Source organism: Pseudomonas sp. Pseusp18 (assembly GCF_059506005.1).
This window is the reverse complement of sequence record NZ_CP169240.1, coordinates 1,157,379-1,173,065: the sequence shown is the minus strand read 5'-3', so window position 1 is coordinate 1,173,065 and position 15,687 is coordinate 1,157,379. Positions and strand designations below refer to the sequence as shown.

Here is a 15,687-nt window from a genome sequence, read left to right as displayed (position 1 = left end):
TCGTGCCCGGCGCGACTGTGGGATTTTCATATCTGGCCCACCCTCCTTCCTTGCCGGATAATGCCTAATCTCTTTTTAGAGAGTTCTTTTTAGAGAGCCCTTTCTAGAGAGTCCCTTAAGAAAGCCCTGTTCTTGCCGGCACGATCATGACCGAACTGCTTCTTACGCTTATCAGCGCTGCCCTGATCAACAACCTCGTGTTGCACTGGCCGCTGGGCGTCGATCCGGTGCTGGACAGCGAGCGGCGACAGGTGCATGCATTGGGCATCGCGACGACGTGCCTGATGCTGATCGTCGGCACGCTCGGCCATGCGCTCTACTACTGGCTGCTGGTGCCGCTGGGGCTGACGTCGCTGCGACTGTTCGCATTCCTGCCGCTGAGCGTTCTGCTGATCGGCCCACTGCTGAAGCTGCTTCCACGGTTATTCGCCAAGCTTTCATTCGAGGGGCTCTGGCCCCTGCTGCTGGGCAATGCCGGCGTGCTTGGGCTGACCTTGCTCAACGCCCAGGATGACAAGGGACTTTTCCACGCCATAGCCTTGAGCCTCGGTGCCGGGCTGGGTTTCTGGCTGGTGCTGAGCCTGTTCAGCGACTTGCGCCAACGCACACTCGATAACGATATCCCCCTGCCCTTTCGCGGCCTGCCGATCGAATTGATCGGCGCCGGATTGATCGCAGTGGTTTTTCTCGGATTCAGCGGACTGATCAAAACATGAGTCTGATTCAACGCATCGATGCCCTCCTGCCGCAGACTCAATGCGGCAAGTGTGGCCACCCCGGATGCAAACCGTACGCCGAAGGCATCGCCAGCGGCGAGCCGATCAATAAGTGCCCACCGGGCGGCAGCGAAACCATCGCGGCCCTCGCCGAGCTGCTGAAAGTGCCGGTGCTGGAACTGGACGTCAGTCGCGGTTCGGCACCGGCGCAAATCGCGTACATCCGCGAAGCCGAATGCATCGGCTGCACCAAATGCATTCAGGCCTGCCCGGTCGACGCGATTGTCGGCGCGGCGAAATTCATGCACACGGTCATCGTCGACGAATGCACCGGTTGCGACCTCTGCGTGGCGCCCTGCCCGGTGGATTGCATCGAGATGCATCCGCTACCGCTGGCCACGCTGCCGATTGTCGGTGGCCTGGCGTTCAGCCTGGAGGAGCAACAGGCCCGGGCCGCCAAGCGCAACCGCGCGCGACGTCGGTTCGAACAGCGCAATGCCCGCTTACACCGCGAAGAGCAACAGAAACTCGCCGAACGCCAGGCCCGCGCCCAACGCGCCGTGCAGCACAGTGAAGTGACCCTCGACCCGGTTCAGGCCGCGCTGGAACGCGTGCGCGCACAGAAGGCCGCCAATGCCGATGCGGCACTGAAAAAGGCCAAGGTCGACCTGGCGATGAGTCGGGCGCAGTTGAACAAATCGCTCAAGGCCTTCGGGCATCCACCGACCTTCGAACAGCAGTCGCAACTGATCGTGCTGCAACAGCAATTCGAAGCTGCTGAACAGGCGCTGGCGCAGTTGGAACGCGGTGCGCCGCAAGTCGCGGCACCACCGGCTCCGGCGAACGATGCCGAGCTGAAACGGGCGAAAATCCAGTTGGCCATGCGCCGCGCCGAACTGAAGAAGGCTCAAACAAGCGAAGCGTCGGCCGAACAGATCGCAGCGTTGCAACATGCGCTCAGCGAAGCCGAGCGGCAGGTGGATGCCTATGCCGCCCCTTGAATCGGTGGACGAACGCCTTCAGCAGGCCATGAAGCTGGTGTTGCTGGCCACCCTGCCGGGAATGCTGATGTTGTTCTGGCTGTACGGTTGGGGCGTGTTGATCAACCTGATTCTGACGGCAGCTACCGCACTGGCCGTTGAAGCAGCGGTGTTGCAGCTGCGCAAGCAACCTGTAAAACCGACAGTGAGCGATGGCAGTGCGCTGGTCAGCGCGACCCTGTTGGCCCTGGCCTTGCCGCCTTATTGCCCGTGGTGGCTGACCGTCAGCGCGGCGGCATTCGGACTTTTTTTCGGTAAGCACCTGTACGGCGGCGTCGGCAGGAATCCGTTCAACCCGGCGATGCTCGGTTTCGCCCTGGCTTTAGTGACATTTCCCCAGCAAATGACCCATTGGCCGTCGTCCCATGGCATGGATTTGCTCGCAGGCCTGCAACAAGTGTTCGGCTTCAGCCTCGGCCAGACGCCAGACGCGTGGGCCCAGGCCACCGCGCTGGACAGCCTGCGAATCAACAAAAGCCTGACCATGGACGAACTGTTTGCCGGCAACCCGGCATTCGGCCATTTCGGCGGCCGGGGCGTGGAATGGGTCAACCTGGCCTTCCTGGCCGGCGGCGCGTTTCTGCTGCAACGGCGGGTGTTCAGCTGGCATGCGCCGGTCGGCATGCTCGCCAGCCTATTCGTCATCAGCCTGCTGTGCTGGAACGGTTCGGGCTCCGATTCCCATGGCTCGCCACTCTTCCATCTGCTCACCGGCGCGAGCATGCTGGGTGCCTTCTTCATCGTGACGGAACCGGTATCCGGCGCGAAAAACCCCACGGCCCGGTTGCTGTTCGGCGCCGGAGTGGGGCTGCTGACTTACCTGATCCGCACGTGGGGCGGCTATCCCGACGGGGTGGCCTTTGCCGTCCTGCTGATGAACCTCTGTGTACCGGCGCTGGAGCGGTTTGCCGCCTCCAGGCAAGCGCAGGTTAGCCCATGAACCGAGCGACAAGCGTTGTGGTCCTGGTATTACTGGCAGGCCTGGGGACAGGCGCGACTTACTTCGTGCAGCACACCAGCGCCGCACGCATTGCCGCCGAACAACGCCTGATCGACAGTCGCAATTTGCTGGACCTGCTAGCGCCCGACAGCTACGACAATCAGCCACTGGAACACCCCCTCAGCGTCGAAAACACTCGCCTGCCCAATAGCACGCTGCTGAATGGCTATCTGGCGTCCAAGGCCGGCCAACCGAGCGCCGTGTTGCTGCGCAGCCAGACACTGGGCTACGCCGGCGCCATCGATTTGCTGATCGCCATCGACCCCCATGGCACGTTGCTGGGGGTCAAAACCCTCAAGCAATCGGAAACCCCGGGGCTGGGCGGCAAGCTCGCCGACTGGCCCAATGCCTGGCTGCAAGTGTTTACCGGCAAGTCTCCAGGCGAACCAGGCGACACGGGCTGGGCCTTGAAAAAGGACCAAGGGCAATTCGATCAGATCGCCGGCGCGACCATCACCTCAAGAGCGGTGATCAATGCCACTCACGATGCATTGCGCTACTTCGATGAACACCGGCAACCGCTGATCGGGAGCAGCGCCCATGAATAAGTCATCGACCCTGCAGAACTCGCTGATGCTTGCTCCTCTGATCGGCGTCACTGATTCGTTGGTAACGGCCCTGGGCCTGTGGCTGACGTTCGCTCTGGTGCTCAGTGTTTATGACGTGAGCATGGGTATCTTGCGCTCACGACTGATTCCGGCAACCCATTTACTGGCCTGCCTCCTGCTGGCTGCCACACTGACCAGTTGTGTAGAACTCGCCACGCAAGCCTGGTCGCTTCAATGGCACCAGCATCTGGGGTTCTATACCGGATTGATCGCCTTGCAATGCGTGGTGCTGGAACATAACGGTTTTTTCCAGGGCACAAGGCGTGACCGCCTGCGCCTGTGCGGCCTGTTCGGCGCCTTGATGATTGGCCTGGGCCTGCTGCGCGAGCTCATCGGCAACGGGACACTGGGTAGCCATCTGCCTTGGCTGACCGGTGCCATGCAACCGGACTGGCAAGGTTGGGTGCTCACCGCTGACGGTGGCTTGCGCTTGGCCACGCTGGCCCCCGGCGGGTTTATTCTGCTGGGGCTGCTGATCGCCGCACGTCAGGCCTGGACCCGCCCCTCCCCCACATTGACCTCCTTCGAGGAAACGCATCGCCCATGAATGCCGCAAAACGTCTGGAAATTTTCCGCAGGTTTCACGAAGACAATCCTGAACCGAAGACCGAGCTGGCCTATTCCTCGCCGTTCGAACTGCTGATTGCCGTGATTCTCTCGGCGCAATCGACCGATGTCGGCGTCAACAAGGCCACCGCTAAACTGTTTCCGGTGGCCAATACGCCGGCGGCGATTCATGCCTTGGGCGTCGAAGGATTATCGGAGTACATCAAGACCATCGGCCTGTATAACAGCAAAGCAAAAAACGTGATCGAAACCTGTCGCTTGCTGGTAGAGCGCCATGGCGGTGAAGTACCGCAGACCCGCGAAGCGCTGGAAGCGTTGCCCGGCGTCGGCCGCAAGACCGCCAATGTGGTGCTCAATACCGCCTTTCGTCAGTTGACCATGGCCGTGGACACCCACATTTTCCGGGTCAGCAACCGTACCGGCATTGCTCCGGGCAAGAATGTGGTCGAGGTGGAGCAGAAACTGATGAAATTCGTGCCGAAGGAGTATCTGCTCGACGCCCATCACTGGCTGATTCTCCATGGACGCTACGTTTGCCTGTCCCGCAAGCCACGTTGTGGCAGCTGCCGGATCGAGGACTTATGCGAATACAAGCAAAAGACCTCGGACGATTGAGGCTCTATTAGTTTTCTTGATTAGCCGATTGAAAAAATCTTTTTTACCCGCCGGGAAATTGTCGATATAAGGAGCGCCAAAGGCAGTCTTAGCCTGGAGTTAACCTTATGAGCACTGGCAAAGAGCAATTGGACGTAGAAGACGACTTCACCCCCGTTGAGGCCGATGACGCAGAACCGGTGGTGGAAGTAGCGAAGACCAACCTGAGCAAACGCCGCACCATCGACAATCTGCTGGAGGAGCGCCGACTGCAAAAGCAATTGGCCGATTACGATTTTGACCTATGACACCTAAAAGCCTCCCGAAACGGAGGCTTTTTACTAAGTGCCCATCCCCGACAAACGCCCGCTCATCGCCCCTCGTCAAACGCTGGCGTACTCATACCAGGCCATTACGTTGAGCCAATTCAATAAGATCGACCAGTGAGCGAGCATTGAGCTTCAGCAACAGGCGAGTCTTGTAAGTACTGACGGTTTTATTGCTGAGGAACATTCCATCGGCGATTTCCTTGTTTGTCTTTCCTCGGGCCAACTGCTGCAGGACCATCATTTCCCGCCCGGACAACCGATCTACCATGTCGGCTTCACTGGCATTCCCAAGACTGGAGCGCACAGTATGCAGCGCCTGATTAGGAAAGTAGCTATAACCTGACAGTACGGCCTTTATTGCACTGAGCAACTCAGTAAGGTCCTGTTGTTTACAGACATATCCGGCGGCACCCGATTGCATACAACGCATGGAAAAATGCCCTGGAGCCTGGGACGTCAATATCAGCACTTTAAGAGGCATCGCCGCCGAGGTCAGGCGTGCGATAACTTCCAGCCCATCCAGTTTTGGTATTCCAATATCCAGGATGACAATATCCGGCATAAGTTCACGGGCAATTTGTAACGCATCCACGCCATTATCTGTTTCTGCAATGACTTCGTAGCCATGACGCTCCATTAGCATACGTACCGCAAGACGAATGACGGGGTGATCATCCACGATCAGCACTTTATTCATGGGCAAGTCCAATTTTCGCTGTTCGAATTTTTAGAGCCCGCACCATAGCCTAGTCGTTTCACCCATGGCATGCCGTCCCCCTCGACCACTCGCACCGAGAGACATCACCTACAAACAACACGGATTATTCCTACAAGAAATCATTGCACACGATGAGCCAGAGACTTTATTGGCCGAACACTGCTAAACGCTTCGACAGTTTCTTTGTAACAATTCACACCCAAAAAAACAGGGTTCAACGCCCTTGGCCCGACAGACCGCGACTATTAAGCTACCCTTAAAGGTAACGAGTATCTTGCAGAGTCTTACATAGCCCGATCCAAACTATTGGAAAAATCCTTACACACAGCAACACTTCACAAGCAAAACAAACCCACACAACTTAAAAACAAATAAACAGCCATACACAGCCCCAGAACAATGCAGTTACTATATCAATCTCAACCACACAACAGAAAGAAACTTAAAATAATAAAAACAAAAAAAACACTCATACATACACCAGCAAAACACGCTCTATAAACCAACAGAGAAAAAGATAATATCCAATGAGTAAAAAACATGATAAAACTCAAAAAAAGAATCACCAACCCCATGACAATAATTGCAATATTTGCAGCACTGTCCGAAACATCAGCCGCTGTATCACTACCCTTTCTTGACAACAAGGAGAGAGAGCTCTATGTCTGGTTTCTAATCAGCTTTCCCTTTTATTTGCTTTTTCTTTTCTTCGCCACACTTAACTTCAATTATCGGTCGCTTTACGCGCCCTCCGATTTCGAGAAGGGAAAGCATTTTATAAAAGTCCTGGACAACGCTGATCAGTCGGGAAACAGCACTTCCAGAGTATCGCCTGAACGCTCGGCCCAACACCATGTGCAGCTGCCCGCACCGCTAAAGGATCTGCACATCATTGATGCACGCTGGATAACCAAAAATATGGCGTTCAGCGCCCTGATGGAGAGTATCCAGCACGCTCCGGATAATCCTGCACAAGTGATCGTATTTCTCACATGCACCGATTCGGAGGTAGTGCTGAAGGACAGCGCCCCCAAACACTGGAAACAACTAAAGAAACGCAGCAACGCAACGTTCTGTATTTCTTACAATTTGAGCTCACATGACGTGACGATCATGGGCTAGGTTTTGACCCGTCGCACAGAGCAAGGCAGCCCTTGAAGTGAGATCAAAGGCAGGCAGCAGAAGGAACGGTTGGAAGAAACAAGCAGAAAGCGAAACGTAATATGCAGCAGCCCTTTTTCAGAACTGTGGCCTTGTCATCGACAAGGCCACAGCTCCATTACCGCATCAAAGGTCTCAGAACAGCTTGCGGCCTTTGTTCGCCGCGATACGCATGCGCAAGGCATTGAGCTTGATGAAGCCCGCCGCATCGGCCTGGTTGTAGGCGCCGCCATCTTCCTCGAAGGTCGCGATGTTGGCGTCGAACAACGACTCGTCGGACTTGCGTCCGGTGACGATCACGTTGCCCTTGTACAGTTTCAGGCGCACTACGCCGTTCACGTGGGCCTGGGAAGCATCGATCATCTGTTGCAGCATCAGACGCTCTGGGCTCCACCAGTAACCGGTGTAGATCAGGCTGGCGTATTTAGGCATCAGCTCGTCTTTGAGGTGAGCCACTTCGCGGTCCAGGGTGATCGATTCGATCGCACGGTGAGCGCGCAGCATGATGGTGCCGCCAGGCGTCTCGTAGCAGCCACGGGACTTCATGCCCACATAGCGGTTTTCGACGATGTCCAGACGGCCGATACCGTGTTCGCCACCGATACGGTTCAAGGTCGCCAGCACGGTGGCCGGGGTCATTTCGACGCCGTCCAGTGCAACGATGTCGCCGTTGCGGTAGGTCAGTTCCAGGTACTGCGGTTTGTCGGGAGCGTTCTCCGGGGAGACGGTCCAGCGCCACATGTCTTCTTCGTGCTCGGTCCAGGTGTCTTCCAGCACGCCGCCTTCATAGGAGATGTGCAGCAGGTTGGCATCCATCGAGTACGGGGATTTTTTCTTGCCGTGACGCTCGATCGGAATCGCGTGCTTCTCGGCGTAGTCCATCAGCTTCTCACGGGACAGCAGGTCCCATTCGCGCCATGGAGCGATCACTTTCACACCTGGCTTCAAGGCGTAGGCGCCCAGTTCGAAACGAACCTGGTCGTTGCCCTTGCCGGTCGCGCCGTGGGAAATGGCGTCAGCACCGGTTTCGTTGGCGATTTCGATCAGGCGTTTGGCGATCAACGGACGAGCGATGGAAGTACCCAGCAGGTACTCGCCTTCGTAAACGGTGTTGGCGCGGAACATCGGGAATACGAAATCACGCACGAATTCTTCGCGCAGATCGTCGATATAGATTTCTTTTACGCCCATGGCCTGTGCCTTGGCGCGGGCCGGTTCGACCTCTTCGCCCTGACCCAGGTCAGCGGTGAAGGTCACTACTTCACAGTTATATGTATCCTGCAGCCACTTGAGGATCACCGAAGTGTCCAGGCCGCCGGAATACGCCAGAACGACCTTGTTTACGTCCGCCATGCCATCACTCCACGGGGTTCTACGGAAAGCTGTCAAGTCTACCGCTCATGCAGGATAATTTACAGAGGCGCGACAGCTTATGACGACGAAGCGACAGATTATGTCGAGCGAGCGACGAATTCAGCAGGTTCAGGAGGTCGTCGCGCTGCTCGCGGCGGCGGTGGCTTGAGGCGCCGGTTTCTCGGTCGGTGCGACCCGTTCGAGGCGTACGGCAACCCGGCGATTCTTAGCCCGGTTGGCGGCATTGTTGTTGGGCGCCAGCGGATAGCGCTCACCGTGAAAACGCAGGGTGATCTGCGATTCCTGCACACCATTGGCCTTGAAGAAATCCATCACCGCCAGCGCCCGGCGTCGTGACAGTTCACGGTTGGTCAGGCGGTTGCCACTGTTGTCGGAATGGCCGTCGAGTTCAATGTGGTTGACCGTCGGATCGGCCTTCATGAACTCCAGCATGACCTGCAACTGGGCCTTGGCCCTGGCATCGAGATCGATACCCTCCCCCGGAAAGCCGACCTCGGATTGCTTCACTTGCTCGAAATTCTGTGGCAACAACTTGGCCACGCAGCCCTGATAGTCACCGTAGGCCTTGCTGAACTTGACCGGTAGCAGACGCACTTCAGACACCCGACCGTCGCCCGATGAGTGTCGAACGACCGGGCTGCGCCCCTCCATCAACCCGCTGATCAGGCGCCCGGCCTGCACTTGCGAGCTGTTGAACAGCACGTTGCCACTACCGATTCTCACCGACCCCAGGTTTATGTCGCCACGCCCCGGCTGCCATGGCGCGGCTGCCGCCAGCAATGTCGCAGAACCCCCACCAATCATTGAGTTGTAGGCCTTCAGACGAAATGTCGCCTGCTCTCCGGCGCGCCGCACAAACTCACCCGAACCGAAATCGGTGATCGGTTGAGTCAGGCGGCATTCGAATTTGTCACCTTCGACCGTCCACTCGATGCTCTCCAGGCGAGTCTGGAAAGTGAGCGCCATCGCGGGAAGGCTGGCAAACACACTGAGCAAGGCTAAATAACGCTGGCGCACGGGAGGCTCCACTGGCTTCTACGACAAAAAGACCGACACACATATTCACGGCCTGCCTGTTGGGTATCGGAAGCTTGTCGTAAAACTTGATAGCGAGTGCCTGGAAGAGTCTTTTCCGGTAGCATTCCCCTGAGTTTGACCCGCCTGGAATTCCCTCATGTCCGACCGCCTGACCCTGCTGCGTCCCGACGACTGGCACATTCATCTTCGCGATGGTGCCGTGTTGACCAATACCGTCGCGGATGTCGCGCGCACCTTTGGTCGCGCCATCATCATGCCCAACCTGGTACCTCCGGTGCGCAACGCTGTTGAAGCCGATGGCTATCGCCAGCGGATTCTCGCCGCACGTCCGGCCGGCAGCCGTTTCGAACCGCTGATGGTTCTGTACCTGACCGACCGCACCCAGCCCGAAGAAATTCGTGAGGCCAAGGCCAGCGGTTTCATTCACGCCGCCAAGCTGTACCCGGCCGGCGCGACCACCAACTCGGACTCTGGCGTCACCAGCATCGACAAGATTTTCCCTGCTCTGGAGGCCATGGCCGAAGTCGGGATGCCCTTGCTGGTTCACGGTGAAGTCACCCGTGGCGATGTCGACGTTTTCGATCGGGAAAAAATCTTCATCGATGAGCACATGCGTCGCGTGGTCGAGCGTTTCCCGACGCTCAAAGTGGTGTTCGAACACATCACTACCGCCGATGCCGTGCAGTTCGTCAACGCGGCTTCGGCCAACGTTGGCGCCACCATCACCGCGCATCACCTGCTGTACAACCGCAACCACATGCTGGTGGGCGGGATTCGGCCGCACTTCTACTGCCTGCCGATCCTCAAGCGCAATACCCACCAGGAAGCCCTGCTCGACGCCGCCACCAGCGGCAGCGACAAGTTCTTCCTCGGCACCGACTCGGCTCCCCATGCCCAGCACGCCAAAGAAGCGGCTTGCGGTTGTGCCGGTTGCTACACCGCTTATGCCGCGATCGAGATGTATGCCGAAGCCTTCGAACAGCGTAATGCGCAGGACAAGCTCGAAGCCTTCGCCAGCCTCAATGGCCCGCGTTTCTACGGTCTGCCGGCGAACACCGATCGCATCACCCTGGTCCGCGAAGAGTGGACCGCTCCAACCAGCCTGCCATTTGGCGAGCTGACCGTTATCCCGCTGCGCGCCGGTGAAAAACTGCGCTGGCGCCTGCTGGAGGAACACGCGTGAGTGAAGACCATTTCGACGACGAACAGGACGGTCAAGGCGGTGGAGGTGGTCCTCGTCATCCAATGGCTGCCAGATTCCGTGGTTACCTGCCGGTTGTCGTCGACGTAGAAACCGGTGGCTTCAACTCGGCCACCGACGCCCTGCTGGAAATTGCTGCAACCACCATCGCCATGGATGAAAAAGGGTTTGTGTACCCCGATCACACCTACTTCTTCCGGGTCGAGCCATTCGAAGGCGCCAACATCGAAGCAGCAGCCCTGGAGTTCACCGGGATCAAGCTCGATCACCCGTTGCGCATGGCAGTGAGTGAAGAAGCGGCGCTGACCGATATCTTCCGTGGCATTCGCAAGGCCCTGAAGGCCAACGGTTGCAAACGGGCGATTCTGGTCGGCCACAACAGCAGCTTCGACCTGGGTTTCCTCAACGCGGCAGTCGCGCGCCTGGACATGAAACGTAACCCGTTTCATCCGTTCTCCAGCTTCGACACCGCGACCCTTGCCGGTCTGGCCTATGGCCAAACCGTACTGGCCAAGGCCTGTCAGGCAGCGGACATCGACTTCGACGGTCGCGAGGCTCATTCGGCTCGCTACGACACCGAGAAGACCGCTGAGCTGTTCTGCGGCATCGTCAATCGCTGGAAACAGATGGGCGGCTGGGAAGACTACAACGACTGATGCTGGTCGCCGGCTTATCCCGCCCATAAAAAAACCGGCCTCAGTGAGGCCGGTTTTTTATTGCCGGACGCCTGGCTTACAGCGCAGCAGCGTGCTCGGTCAGGTAAGCCGCAACGCCTTCTGGCGAAGCGTTCATGCCTTTGTCGCCTTTTTTCCAGTTGGCAGGGCAAACTTCGCCGTGCTCTTCGTGGAATTGCAGAGCGTCAACCAGACGGATCAGCTCTTCCATGTTACGGCCCAGCGGCAGGTCGTTGATGATCTGCGAGCGGACAACGCCTTTGTCGTCGATCAGGAACGCACCACGGAAAGCCACGCCGTCAGCGGACTGAACGTCGTAAGCCTTCATGATTTCCTGCTTGATGTCAGCAGCCATGGTGTAACGAACCTGGCCGATACCGCCATTGTTCACCGGGGTGTTGCGCCACGCGTTGTGGGTGAAGTGCGAGTCGATCGAAACGGCGACCACTTCAACGTTGCGTGCCTTGAAGTCAGCCATGCGGTTGTCCAGAGCGATCAGCTCGGACGGGCAAACGAAGGTGAAGTCCAGTGGGTAGAAGAACACCAGGCCGTATTTGCCTTTGATGGCCGAGGACAGGGTGAAGCTGTCTACGATTTCGCCATTGCCGAGTACGGCCGGTACGGTGAAGTCAGGGGCTTGTTTGCCTACGAGTACGCTCATTGGATATCTCCTGGTGTAATAACGTTGAAGAACAGGGCTCATGCCAGCCTGTCACCCTCAGGCGACAGCCCTGTGACACGAACCTCCTTCGCAAAAGGCCGACCATCATACACCGCGTTTTTCGCCTGTCCTTAGCGGTTTTTTTCTGACGGGCAAAATGGCCGTTGCCAGATTTTTTCACACGACGTGAGAGGAAACCGTTCGTCAGTCACTGGCCCTTATGACGAAAAGCCTTCAGAAACCACTTTGACAATCATTCTCGTTAACATTAAGATCCATCGCAATTGAGTCACAACCAGCGACGGTTCTCACTTATGTATGTCTGCCTCTGCACTGGCGTCACCGACGGTCAAATCCGCGATGCAATCTATGAAGGTTGCTGCAGCTACAAAGAAGTCCGTCAAGCTACCGGCGTAGCCAGCCAATGCGGTAAATGCGCTTGCCTGGCCAAGGAAGTAGTGCGTGAAACACTGGGCAAACTGCAAACGGCCCAGGCGGCGATCCCCTACCCTGTAGAATTTACAGCCGCGTAACTACCGAATTTCGAAGAACCGGACTTGATGTCCGGTTTTTTTATGTCTGAAAATCAATCGCTTAGGGCCTAGACGCGGAACACAAACATTCTTATTCCGATTAATTTTCATTTAAGTTTCAATAACTTAGGTTTGACACTGTTAATTACGCGGCTCAAACTCTGCCTTATATACAGCTAATACAGGGCAGGACTCCCACCATGAAAGGCGACGTTACAGTCATCCAGCATCTCAACAAAATCCTTGCCAATGAACTGGTCGCGATCAATCAGTACTTCCTGCATGCGCGCATGTATGAAGATTGGGGCCTGAACAAGCTCGGCAAGCACGAGTACCACGAATCCATCGATGAGATGAAGCACGCTGACAAGCTGATCAAGCGCATCCTGTTTCTTGAAGGCCTGCCGAACGTCCAGGACCTGGGCAAGCTGCACATCGGCGAACACACCAAGGAAATGCTTGAGTGTGACTTGAAGATTGAGCGCGACGGCCATGCCGACCTGAAAGTCGCTATCGCTCATTGCGAAACTGTCGGCGACTTCGGCAGCCGTGAACTGCTCGAAGACATTCTTGAATCCGAAGAAGAACATATCGACTGGCTGGAAACCCAACTGGGCCTGATCGATAAAGTCGGTCTTGAGAACTATCTGCAATCGCAGATGGGCGAAGAGTAAGCTCTACGCCGCTAACCCCGACGCAATAAAAAGCCCCGCTCTCTTTATAGAGGCGGGGCTTTTTACATGCTGAAGATCAAAAGATCGCAGCCTGCGGCAGCTCCTGCGGGAACCGAATCAGGCTTCGGTCTTGGCAGCGGCGGCTTTGGCGGCGGCGTCTTTGATCAGTGCCTGCAACGAACCGTCGGCAGACATTTCAGTCATGATGTCGCTACCACCAACCAGCTCACCGGCAACCCACAGTTGTGGGAAGGTTGGCCAGTTGGCGTACTTTGGCAGGTTGGCGCGGATTTCCGGGTTCTGCAGGATATCCACATAGGCAAACTTTTCACCACAGGCCATGACGGCTTGGGCGGCTTTCGCGGAGAACCCACACTGCGGGGCATTCGGCGAGCCTTTCATGTAAAGCAGAATGGTGTTGTTGGCAATCTGCTCTTTAATCGTTTCGATGATATCCATGGAGCACCTCGGCTGAACTTTCCGACTCAGTGGTCGGCACGGTGGCGCATTGTAACGGAAACCCGAGCGCCATGCTCGGCCTCCCCGACAGACATGTTCACGCCGCCGCCACGGTCACCGGCACGCCGTTCAATGCCGCATTGCCCGACAACTCATCGAGCTGACATTCGTCAGTCAGGTCATTGGCGCTGGAACCTGGCTGGCCACTGGCAATCGTCATCTGCACGCCCGGTCGCGCATGGCCCCAACCGTGGGGCAGGCTGACCACTCCTTTCATCATATCGAGGCTGGCGACCACTTCAACCTCGATCACGCCGACCCGCGAACTGACGCGCACCCGCTGCCCATCGCTGAGCCCGCGGCTGGCCAGGTCGTCCGGGTGCATCAGCAGTTGATGGCGCGGCTTGCCCTTCACCAGGCGGTGATAGTTGTGCATCCACGAGTTGTTGCTGCGCACATGGCGGCGACCGATCATCAGCAACTCATCGGCGGCTGGTGCTTGCAACGCCGCAAAGCGCGCCAGATCGGCGAGGATCTCCACAGGCGCCGCCTGGACGCGCTGATTGGCCGTCTTCAGACGAGGCGTCAAATTGGGCTTGAGCGCGCCGAGATCGACACCGTGAGGGTGATCGAACAAGGTTGCCAGCGACAGTTTGTGCTCTGAAGCATCGCCATACAGGCCCATCCGCAGCCCTCGGTCGATCATCTGCGCCGGCGCAATGGTCGGTTTCAGCTCCTTGCCGGTCTTCACCGCAAAGGCCTTGGCCAGCCCCACGAAGATCTCCCAGTCATGCAGCGCGCCTTGCGGTTTGGCGAGAATCGCCCGGTTGAAACGGGTGACGTTGCGCACCGCGAACATATTGAACGTGGTGTCGTAATGATCGTTTTCCAGCGCCGAAGTCGACGGCAGGATCAGGTCGGCATAACGCGTGGTTTCATTGATGTACAGGTCGACGCTGACCATGAACTCCAGTCCGTCCAGCGCCTGCTCCAGCTGTCGGCCATTGGGCGTGGACAGCACCGGATTACCCGCCACGGTAATCAGCGCACGGACCTGCCCTTCCCCTTCGGTGAGCATCTCCTCGGCCAGCGCCGACACCGGCAACTCGCCGCCGTATTCAGGACGCCCGGACACGCGGCTTTGCCACAGATTGAAATGGCCGCCCGACGTGGACGCCACCAGGTCCACCGCCGGTTCGGTGCACAACGCACCGCCGACACGATCAAGGTTGCCGGTCACCAGATTGATCAATTGCACCAGCCAATGGCACAAGGTGCCGAAGGCCTGGGTCGAGACGCCCATGCGGCCATAGCAGACCGCCGTCGGGGCTGCCGCGAAGTCCCGCGCCAGTTGACGGATCTGTTCGGCGGGTACTGCGCACAGCGGGCTCATGGCCTCGGCAGTGAAACCTGCGATCGCCTTACGCACTTCATCCAGACCATCGACCGGCAAATGACTGTCGCGGGTCAGGCCTTCAGCGAATAACGTGTTGAGCAACCCGAACAGCAGCGCCGCATCGCCACCAGGGCGCACGAACAGATGCTGGTCGGCAATCGCCGCCGTTTCGCTGCGGCGCGGATCCACCACTACCACTTTGCCACCCCGGGCCTGGATCGCCTTGAGGCGCTTCTCCACATCCGGCACGGTCATGATGCTGCCGTTGGAGGCCAGCGGATTACCGCCCAGGATCAACATGAAATCGGTGTGATCGATGTCCGGGATCGGCAACAGCAAGCCGTGGCCGTACATCAAATGACTGGTCAGGTGATGGGGCAACTGATCGACCGACGTCGCGGAAAACCGGTTACGGGTTTTCAACAGACCGAGGAAGTAATTGCTGTGGGTCATCAACCCGTAGTTGTGCACGCTGGGGTTGCCCTGATAGACCGCCACCGCGTTCTGCCCATGACGCTCCTGAATCGCCGCCAGGCGTTCGGCTACAAGACCGAACGCATCTTCCCACTCGATAGGCTGCCACTCGCTACCCACTCGCTGCATCGGCTGACGCAGGCGATCCGGGTCGTTCTGAATGTCTTGCAGAGCCACCGCCTTGGGGCAGATATGCCCACGGCTGAAGCTGTCCTGAGGGTCGCCCTTGATCGAGGTGATCTGCACGCCGCTGCCTTCGACCTCGGTGGTTTCGATGGTCAGGCCGCAGATGGCTTCACACAGGTGGCACGCACGGTGATGGAGAGTCTTGGTCATGGCCAGTCTCTGTTTTGTTCTGGGCGGGCAATGTCGGCCGCGGGAACAAAACTATGGCGCGTGACTTGCCACCGCGCCAGCGACGTTCGTCTTGTGAATCGACGACCATCAGGCCGGCCGATGGTAGCAAGGGG

At 57.8% G+C, this 15,687-nt stretch carries 18 protein-coding genes; 12 read left to right on the top strand and 6 right to left on the bottom strand.

Features of this window, described 5'->3' with window-relative positions; all coding sequences use genetic code 11:
• Nucleotides 1-146: 146 nt before the first annotated feature.
• The 7 genes from ACEN9A_RS05085 to ACEN9A_RS05055 all read left to right on the top strand — a co-directional run bounded on the left by ACEN9A_RS05085 (nucleotide 147) and on the right by ACEN9A_RS05055 (nucleotide 4,833).
• Nucleotides 147-716, top strand: coding sequence for an Rnf-Nqr domain containing protein (locus tag ACEN9A_RS05085; RefSeq protein WP_258672523.1), 570 nt, complete (start codon nucleotides 147-149; stop codon nucleotides 714-716).
• Nucleotides 713-1,717, top strand: coding sequence for an electron transport complex subunit RsxB (gene rsxB, locus ACEN9A_RS05080; RefSeq protein WP_258672522.1), 1,005 nt, complete (start codon nucleotides 713-715; stop codon nucleotides 1,715-1,717). Before ACEN9A_RS05085 ends, rsxB begins: the two co-directional genes overlap by 4 nt.
• Nucleotides 1,704-2,696 (top strand): RnfABCDGE type electron transport complex subunit D, encoded by a 993-nt coding sequence (locus tag ACEN9A_RS05075; RefSeq protein WP_258672521.1) that lies wholly within the window; start codon nucleotides 1,704-1,706, stop codon nucleotides 2,694-2,696. The genes rsxB and ACEN9A_RS05075 overlap by 14 nt, the downstream gene beginning before the upstream one ends.
• Complete coding sequence (locus ACEN9A_RS05070) at nucleotides 2,693-3,304, top strand: RnfABCDGE type electron transport complex subunit G (protein ID WP_258672519.1); 612 nt, start codon at nucleotides 2,693-2,695, stop codon at nucleotides 3,302-3,304. The genes ACEN9A_RS05075 and ACEN9A_RS05070 overlap by 4 nt, the downstream gene beginning before the upstream one ends.
• Nucleotides 3,297-3,911, top strand: coding sequence for an Rnf-Nqr domain containing protein (locus ACEN9A_RS05065; RefSeq protein ID WP_258672518.1), 615 nt, complete (start codon nucleotides 3,297-3,299; stop codon nucleotides 3,909-3,911). Before ACEN9A_RS05070 ends, ACEN9A_RS05065 begins: the two co-directional genes overlap by 8 nt.
• Complete coding sequence (gene nth / locus ACEN9A_RS05060; protein ID WP_258672517.1) at nucleotides 3,908-4,546, top strand: endonuclease III; 639 nt, start codon at nucleotides 3,908-3,910, stop codon at nucleotides 4,544-4,546. Before ACEN9A_RS05065 ends, nth begins: the two co-directional genes overlap by 4 nt.
• Nucleotides 4,547-4,653: 107 nt before the next feature.
• The gene (locus tag ACEN9A_RS05055; RefSeq protein ID WP_007898493.1) at nucleotides 4,654-4,833 is read left to right on the top strand and encodes a PA3496 family putative envelope integrity protein; all 180 of its coding nucleotides are present in this window, start codon (nucleotides 4,654-4,656) and stop codon (nucleotides 4,831-4,833) included.
• A gap of 91 nt (nucleotides 4,834-4,924) precedes the next feature.
• Here ACEN9A_RS05055 and ACEN9A_RS05050 read toward each other — a convergent pair whose 3' ends face one another.
• Nucleotides 4,925-5,551, bottom strand: coding sequence for a response regulator transcription factor (locus tag ACEN9A_RS05050; RefSeq protein WP_007938913.1), 627 nt, complete (start codon nucleotides 5,549-5,551; stop codon nucleotides 4,925-4,927).
• Nucleotides 5,552-6,112: 561 nt separating this feature from the next.
• Between ACEN9A_RS05050 and ACEN9A_RS05045 the strand changes: the two genes are divergently transcribed.
• On the top strand, nucleotides 6,113-6,694 hold the full coding sequence (locus ACEN9A_RS05045; protein WP_258672515.1) for a hypothetical protein: 582 nt from the start codon (nucleotides 6,113-6,115) through the stop codon (nucleotides 6,692-6,694).
• A gap of 174 nt (nucleotides 6,695-6,868) precedes the next feature.
• Here the strand turns inward: ACEN9A_RS05045 and ACEN9A_RS05040 are convergent, their stop codons facing one another.
• Together ACEN9A_RS05040 and ACEN9A_RS05035 are read right to left on the bottom strand one after the other, a co-directional pair.
• Nucleotides 6,869-8,086 (bottom strand): argininosuccinate synthase, encoded by a 1,218-nt coding sequence (locus tag ACEN9A_RS05040; protein ID WP_007938916.1) that lies wholly within the window; start codon nucleotides 8,084-8,086, stop codon nucleotides 6,869-6,871.
• A gap of 129 nt (nucleotides 8,087-8,215) precedes the next feature.
• Nucleotides 8,216-9,124: a flagellar protein MotY gene (locus ACEN9A_RS05035; protein ID WP_018926605.1), complete on the bottom strand. Its 909-nt coding sequence runs from the start codon at nucleotides 9,122-9,124 to the stop codon at nucleotides 8,216-8,218.
• 157 nt (nucleotides 9,125-9,281) lie between these two features.
• Between ACEN9A_RS05035 and pyrC the strand changes: the two genes are divergently transcribed.
• Both pyrC and rnt read left to right on the top strand, forming a co-directional pair.
• Nucleotides 9,282-10,328 carry a dihydroorotase gene (gene pyrC / locus ACEN9A_RS05030; protein ID WP_258672513.1) on the top strand — a complete coding sequence of 349 codons (1,047 nt, stop codon included), beginning with the start codon at nucleotides 9,282-9,284 and terminating at the stop codon, nucleotides 10,326-10,328.
• A complete protein-coding gene (gene rnt / locus ACEN9A_RS05025) occupies nucleotides 10,325-11,002 on the top strand; it encodes a ribonuclease T (protein ID WP_007938919.1) in 678 nt (225 codons plus the stop codon). The genes pyrC and rnt overlap by 4 nt, the downstream gene beginning before the upstream one ends.
• A gap of 76 nt (nucleotides 11,003-11,078) precedes the next feature.
• On the opposite strand, the gene ACEN9A_RS05020 is transcribed toward rnt, so the two are convergent.
• Nucleotides 11,079-11,681, bottom strand: a complete 603-nt coding sequence (locus ACEN9A_RS05020) for a peroxiredoxin (protein ID WP_007938920.1) — start codon at nucleotides 11,679-11,681, stop codon at nucleotides 11,079-11,081.
• A gap of 314 nt (nucleotides 11,682-11,995) precedes the next feature.
• Here ACEN9A_RS05020 and ACEN9A_RS05015 point away from each other — a divergent pair, with 314 nt between their 5' ends.
• On the top strand, nucleotides 11,996-12,214 hold the full coding sequence (locus ACEN9A_RS05015; protein ID WP_007938921.1) for a bacterioferritin-associated ferredoxin: 219 nt from the start codon (nucleotides 11,996-11,998) through the stop codon (nucleotides 12,212-12,214).
• A gap of 200 nt (nucleotides 12,215-12,414) precedes the next feature.
• Nucleotides 12,415-12,888, top strand: coding sequence for a bacterioferritin (gene bfr / locus ACEN9A_RS05010; RefSeq protein WP_007898512.1), 474 nt, complete (start codon nucleotides 12,415-12,417; stop codon nucleotides 12,886-12,888).
• A 117-nt stretch (nucleotides 12,889-13,005) separates the two neighbouring features.
• On the opposite strand, the gene grxD is transcribed toward bfr, so the two are convergent.
• Both grxD and ACEN9A_RS05000 read right to left on the bottom strand, forming a co-directional pair.
• Complete coding sequence (gene grxD, locus ACEN9A_RS05005; protein ID WP_007938922.1) at nucleotides 13,006-13,347, bottom strand: Grx4 family monothiol glutaredoxin; 342 nt, start codon at nucleotides 13,345-13,347, stop codon at nucleotides 13,006-13,008.
• A gap of 97 nt (nucleotides 13,348-13,444) precedes the next feature.
• Nucleotides 13,445-15,553, bottom strand: coding sequence for a molybdopterin oxidoreductase family protein (locus tag ACEN9A_RS05000; RefSeq protein ID WP_258672508.1), 2,109 nt, complete (start codon nucleotides 15,551-15,553; stop codon nucleotides 13,445-13,447).
• Nucleotides 15,554-15,687 lie beyond the last annotated feature (134 nt).

Coding starts and splice junctions, on each gene's coding strand:
- ACEN9A_RS05085 (WP_258672523.1), top strand. CDS start 147: ATGACCGAACTGCTTCTTACGCTTATCAGCGCTGCCCTGATCAACAAC.
- rsxB (WP_258672522.1), top strand. CDS start 713: ATGAGTCTGATTCAACGCATCGATGCCCTCCTGCCGCAGACTCAATGC.
- ACEN9A_RS05075 (WP_258672521.1), top strand. CDS start 1,704: ATGCCGCCCCTTGAATCGGTGGACGAACGCCTTCAGCAGGCCATGAAG.
- ACEN9A_RS05070 (WP_258672519.1), top strand. CDS start 2,693: ATGAACCGAGCGACAAGCGTTGTGGTCCTGGTATTACTGGCAGGCCTG.
- ACEN9A_RS05065 (WP_258672518.1), top strand. CDS start 3,297: ATGAATAAGTCATCGACCCTGCAGAACTCGCTGATGCTTGCTCCTCTG.
- nth (WP_258672517.1), top strand. CDS start 3,908: ATGAATGCCGCAAAACGTCTGGAAATTTTCCGCAGGTTTCACGAAGAC.
- ACEN9A_RS05055 (WP_007898493.1), top strand. CDS start 4,654: ATGAGCACTGGCAAAGAGCAATTGGACGTAGAAGACGACTTCACCCCC.
- ACEN9A_RS05050 (WP_007938913.1), bottom strand. CDS start 5,551: ATGAATAAAGTGCTGATCGTGGATGATCACCCCGTCATTCGTCTTGCG.
- ACEN9A_RS05045 (WP_258672515.1), top strand. CDS start 6,113: ATGATAAAACTCAAAAAAAGAATCACCAACCCCATGACAATAATTGCA.
- ACEN9A_RS05040 (WP_007938916.1), bottom strand. CDS start 8,086: ATGGCGGACGTAAACAAGGTCGTTCTGGCGTATTCCGGCGGCCTGGAC.
- pyrC (WP_258672513.1), top strand. CDS start 9,282: ATGTCCGACCGCCTGACCCTGCTGCGTCCCGACGACTGGCACATTCAT.
- ACEN9A_RS05020 (WP_007938920.1), bottom strand. CDS start 11,681: ATGAGCGTACTCGTAGGCAAACAAGCCCCTGACTTCACCGTACCGGCC.
- ACEN9A_RS05015 (WP_007938921.1), top strand. CDS start 11,996: ATGTATGTCTGCCTCTGCACTGGCGTCACCGACGGTCAAATCCGCGAT.
- bfr (WP_007898512.1), top strand. CDS start 12,415: ATGAAAGGCGACGTTACAGTCATCCAGCATCTCAACAAAATCCTTGCC.
- grxD (WP_007938922.1), bottom strand. CDS start 13,347: ATGGATATCATCGAAACGATTAAAGAGCAGATTGCCAACAACACCATT.
- ACEN9A_RS05000 (WP_258672508.1), bottom strand. CDS start 15,553: ATGACCAAGACTCTCCATCACCGTGCGTGCCACCTGTGTGAAGCCATC.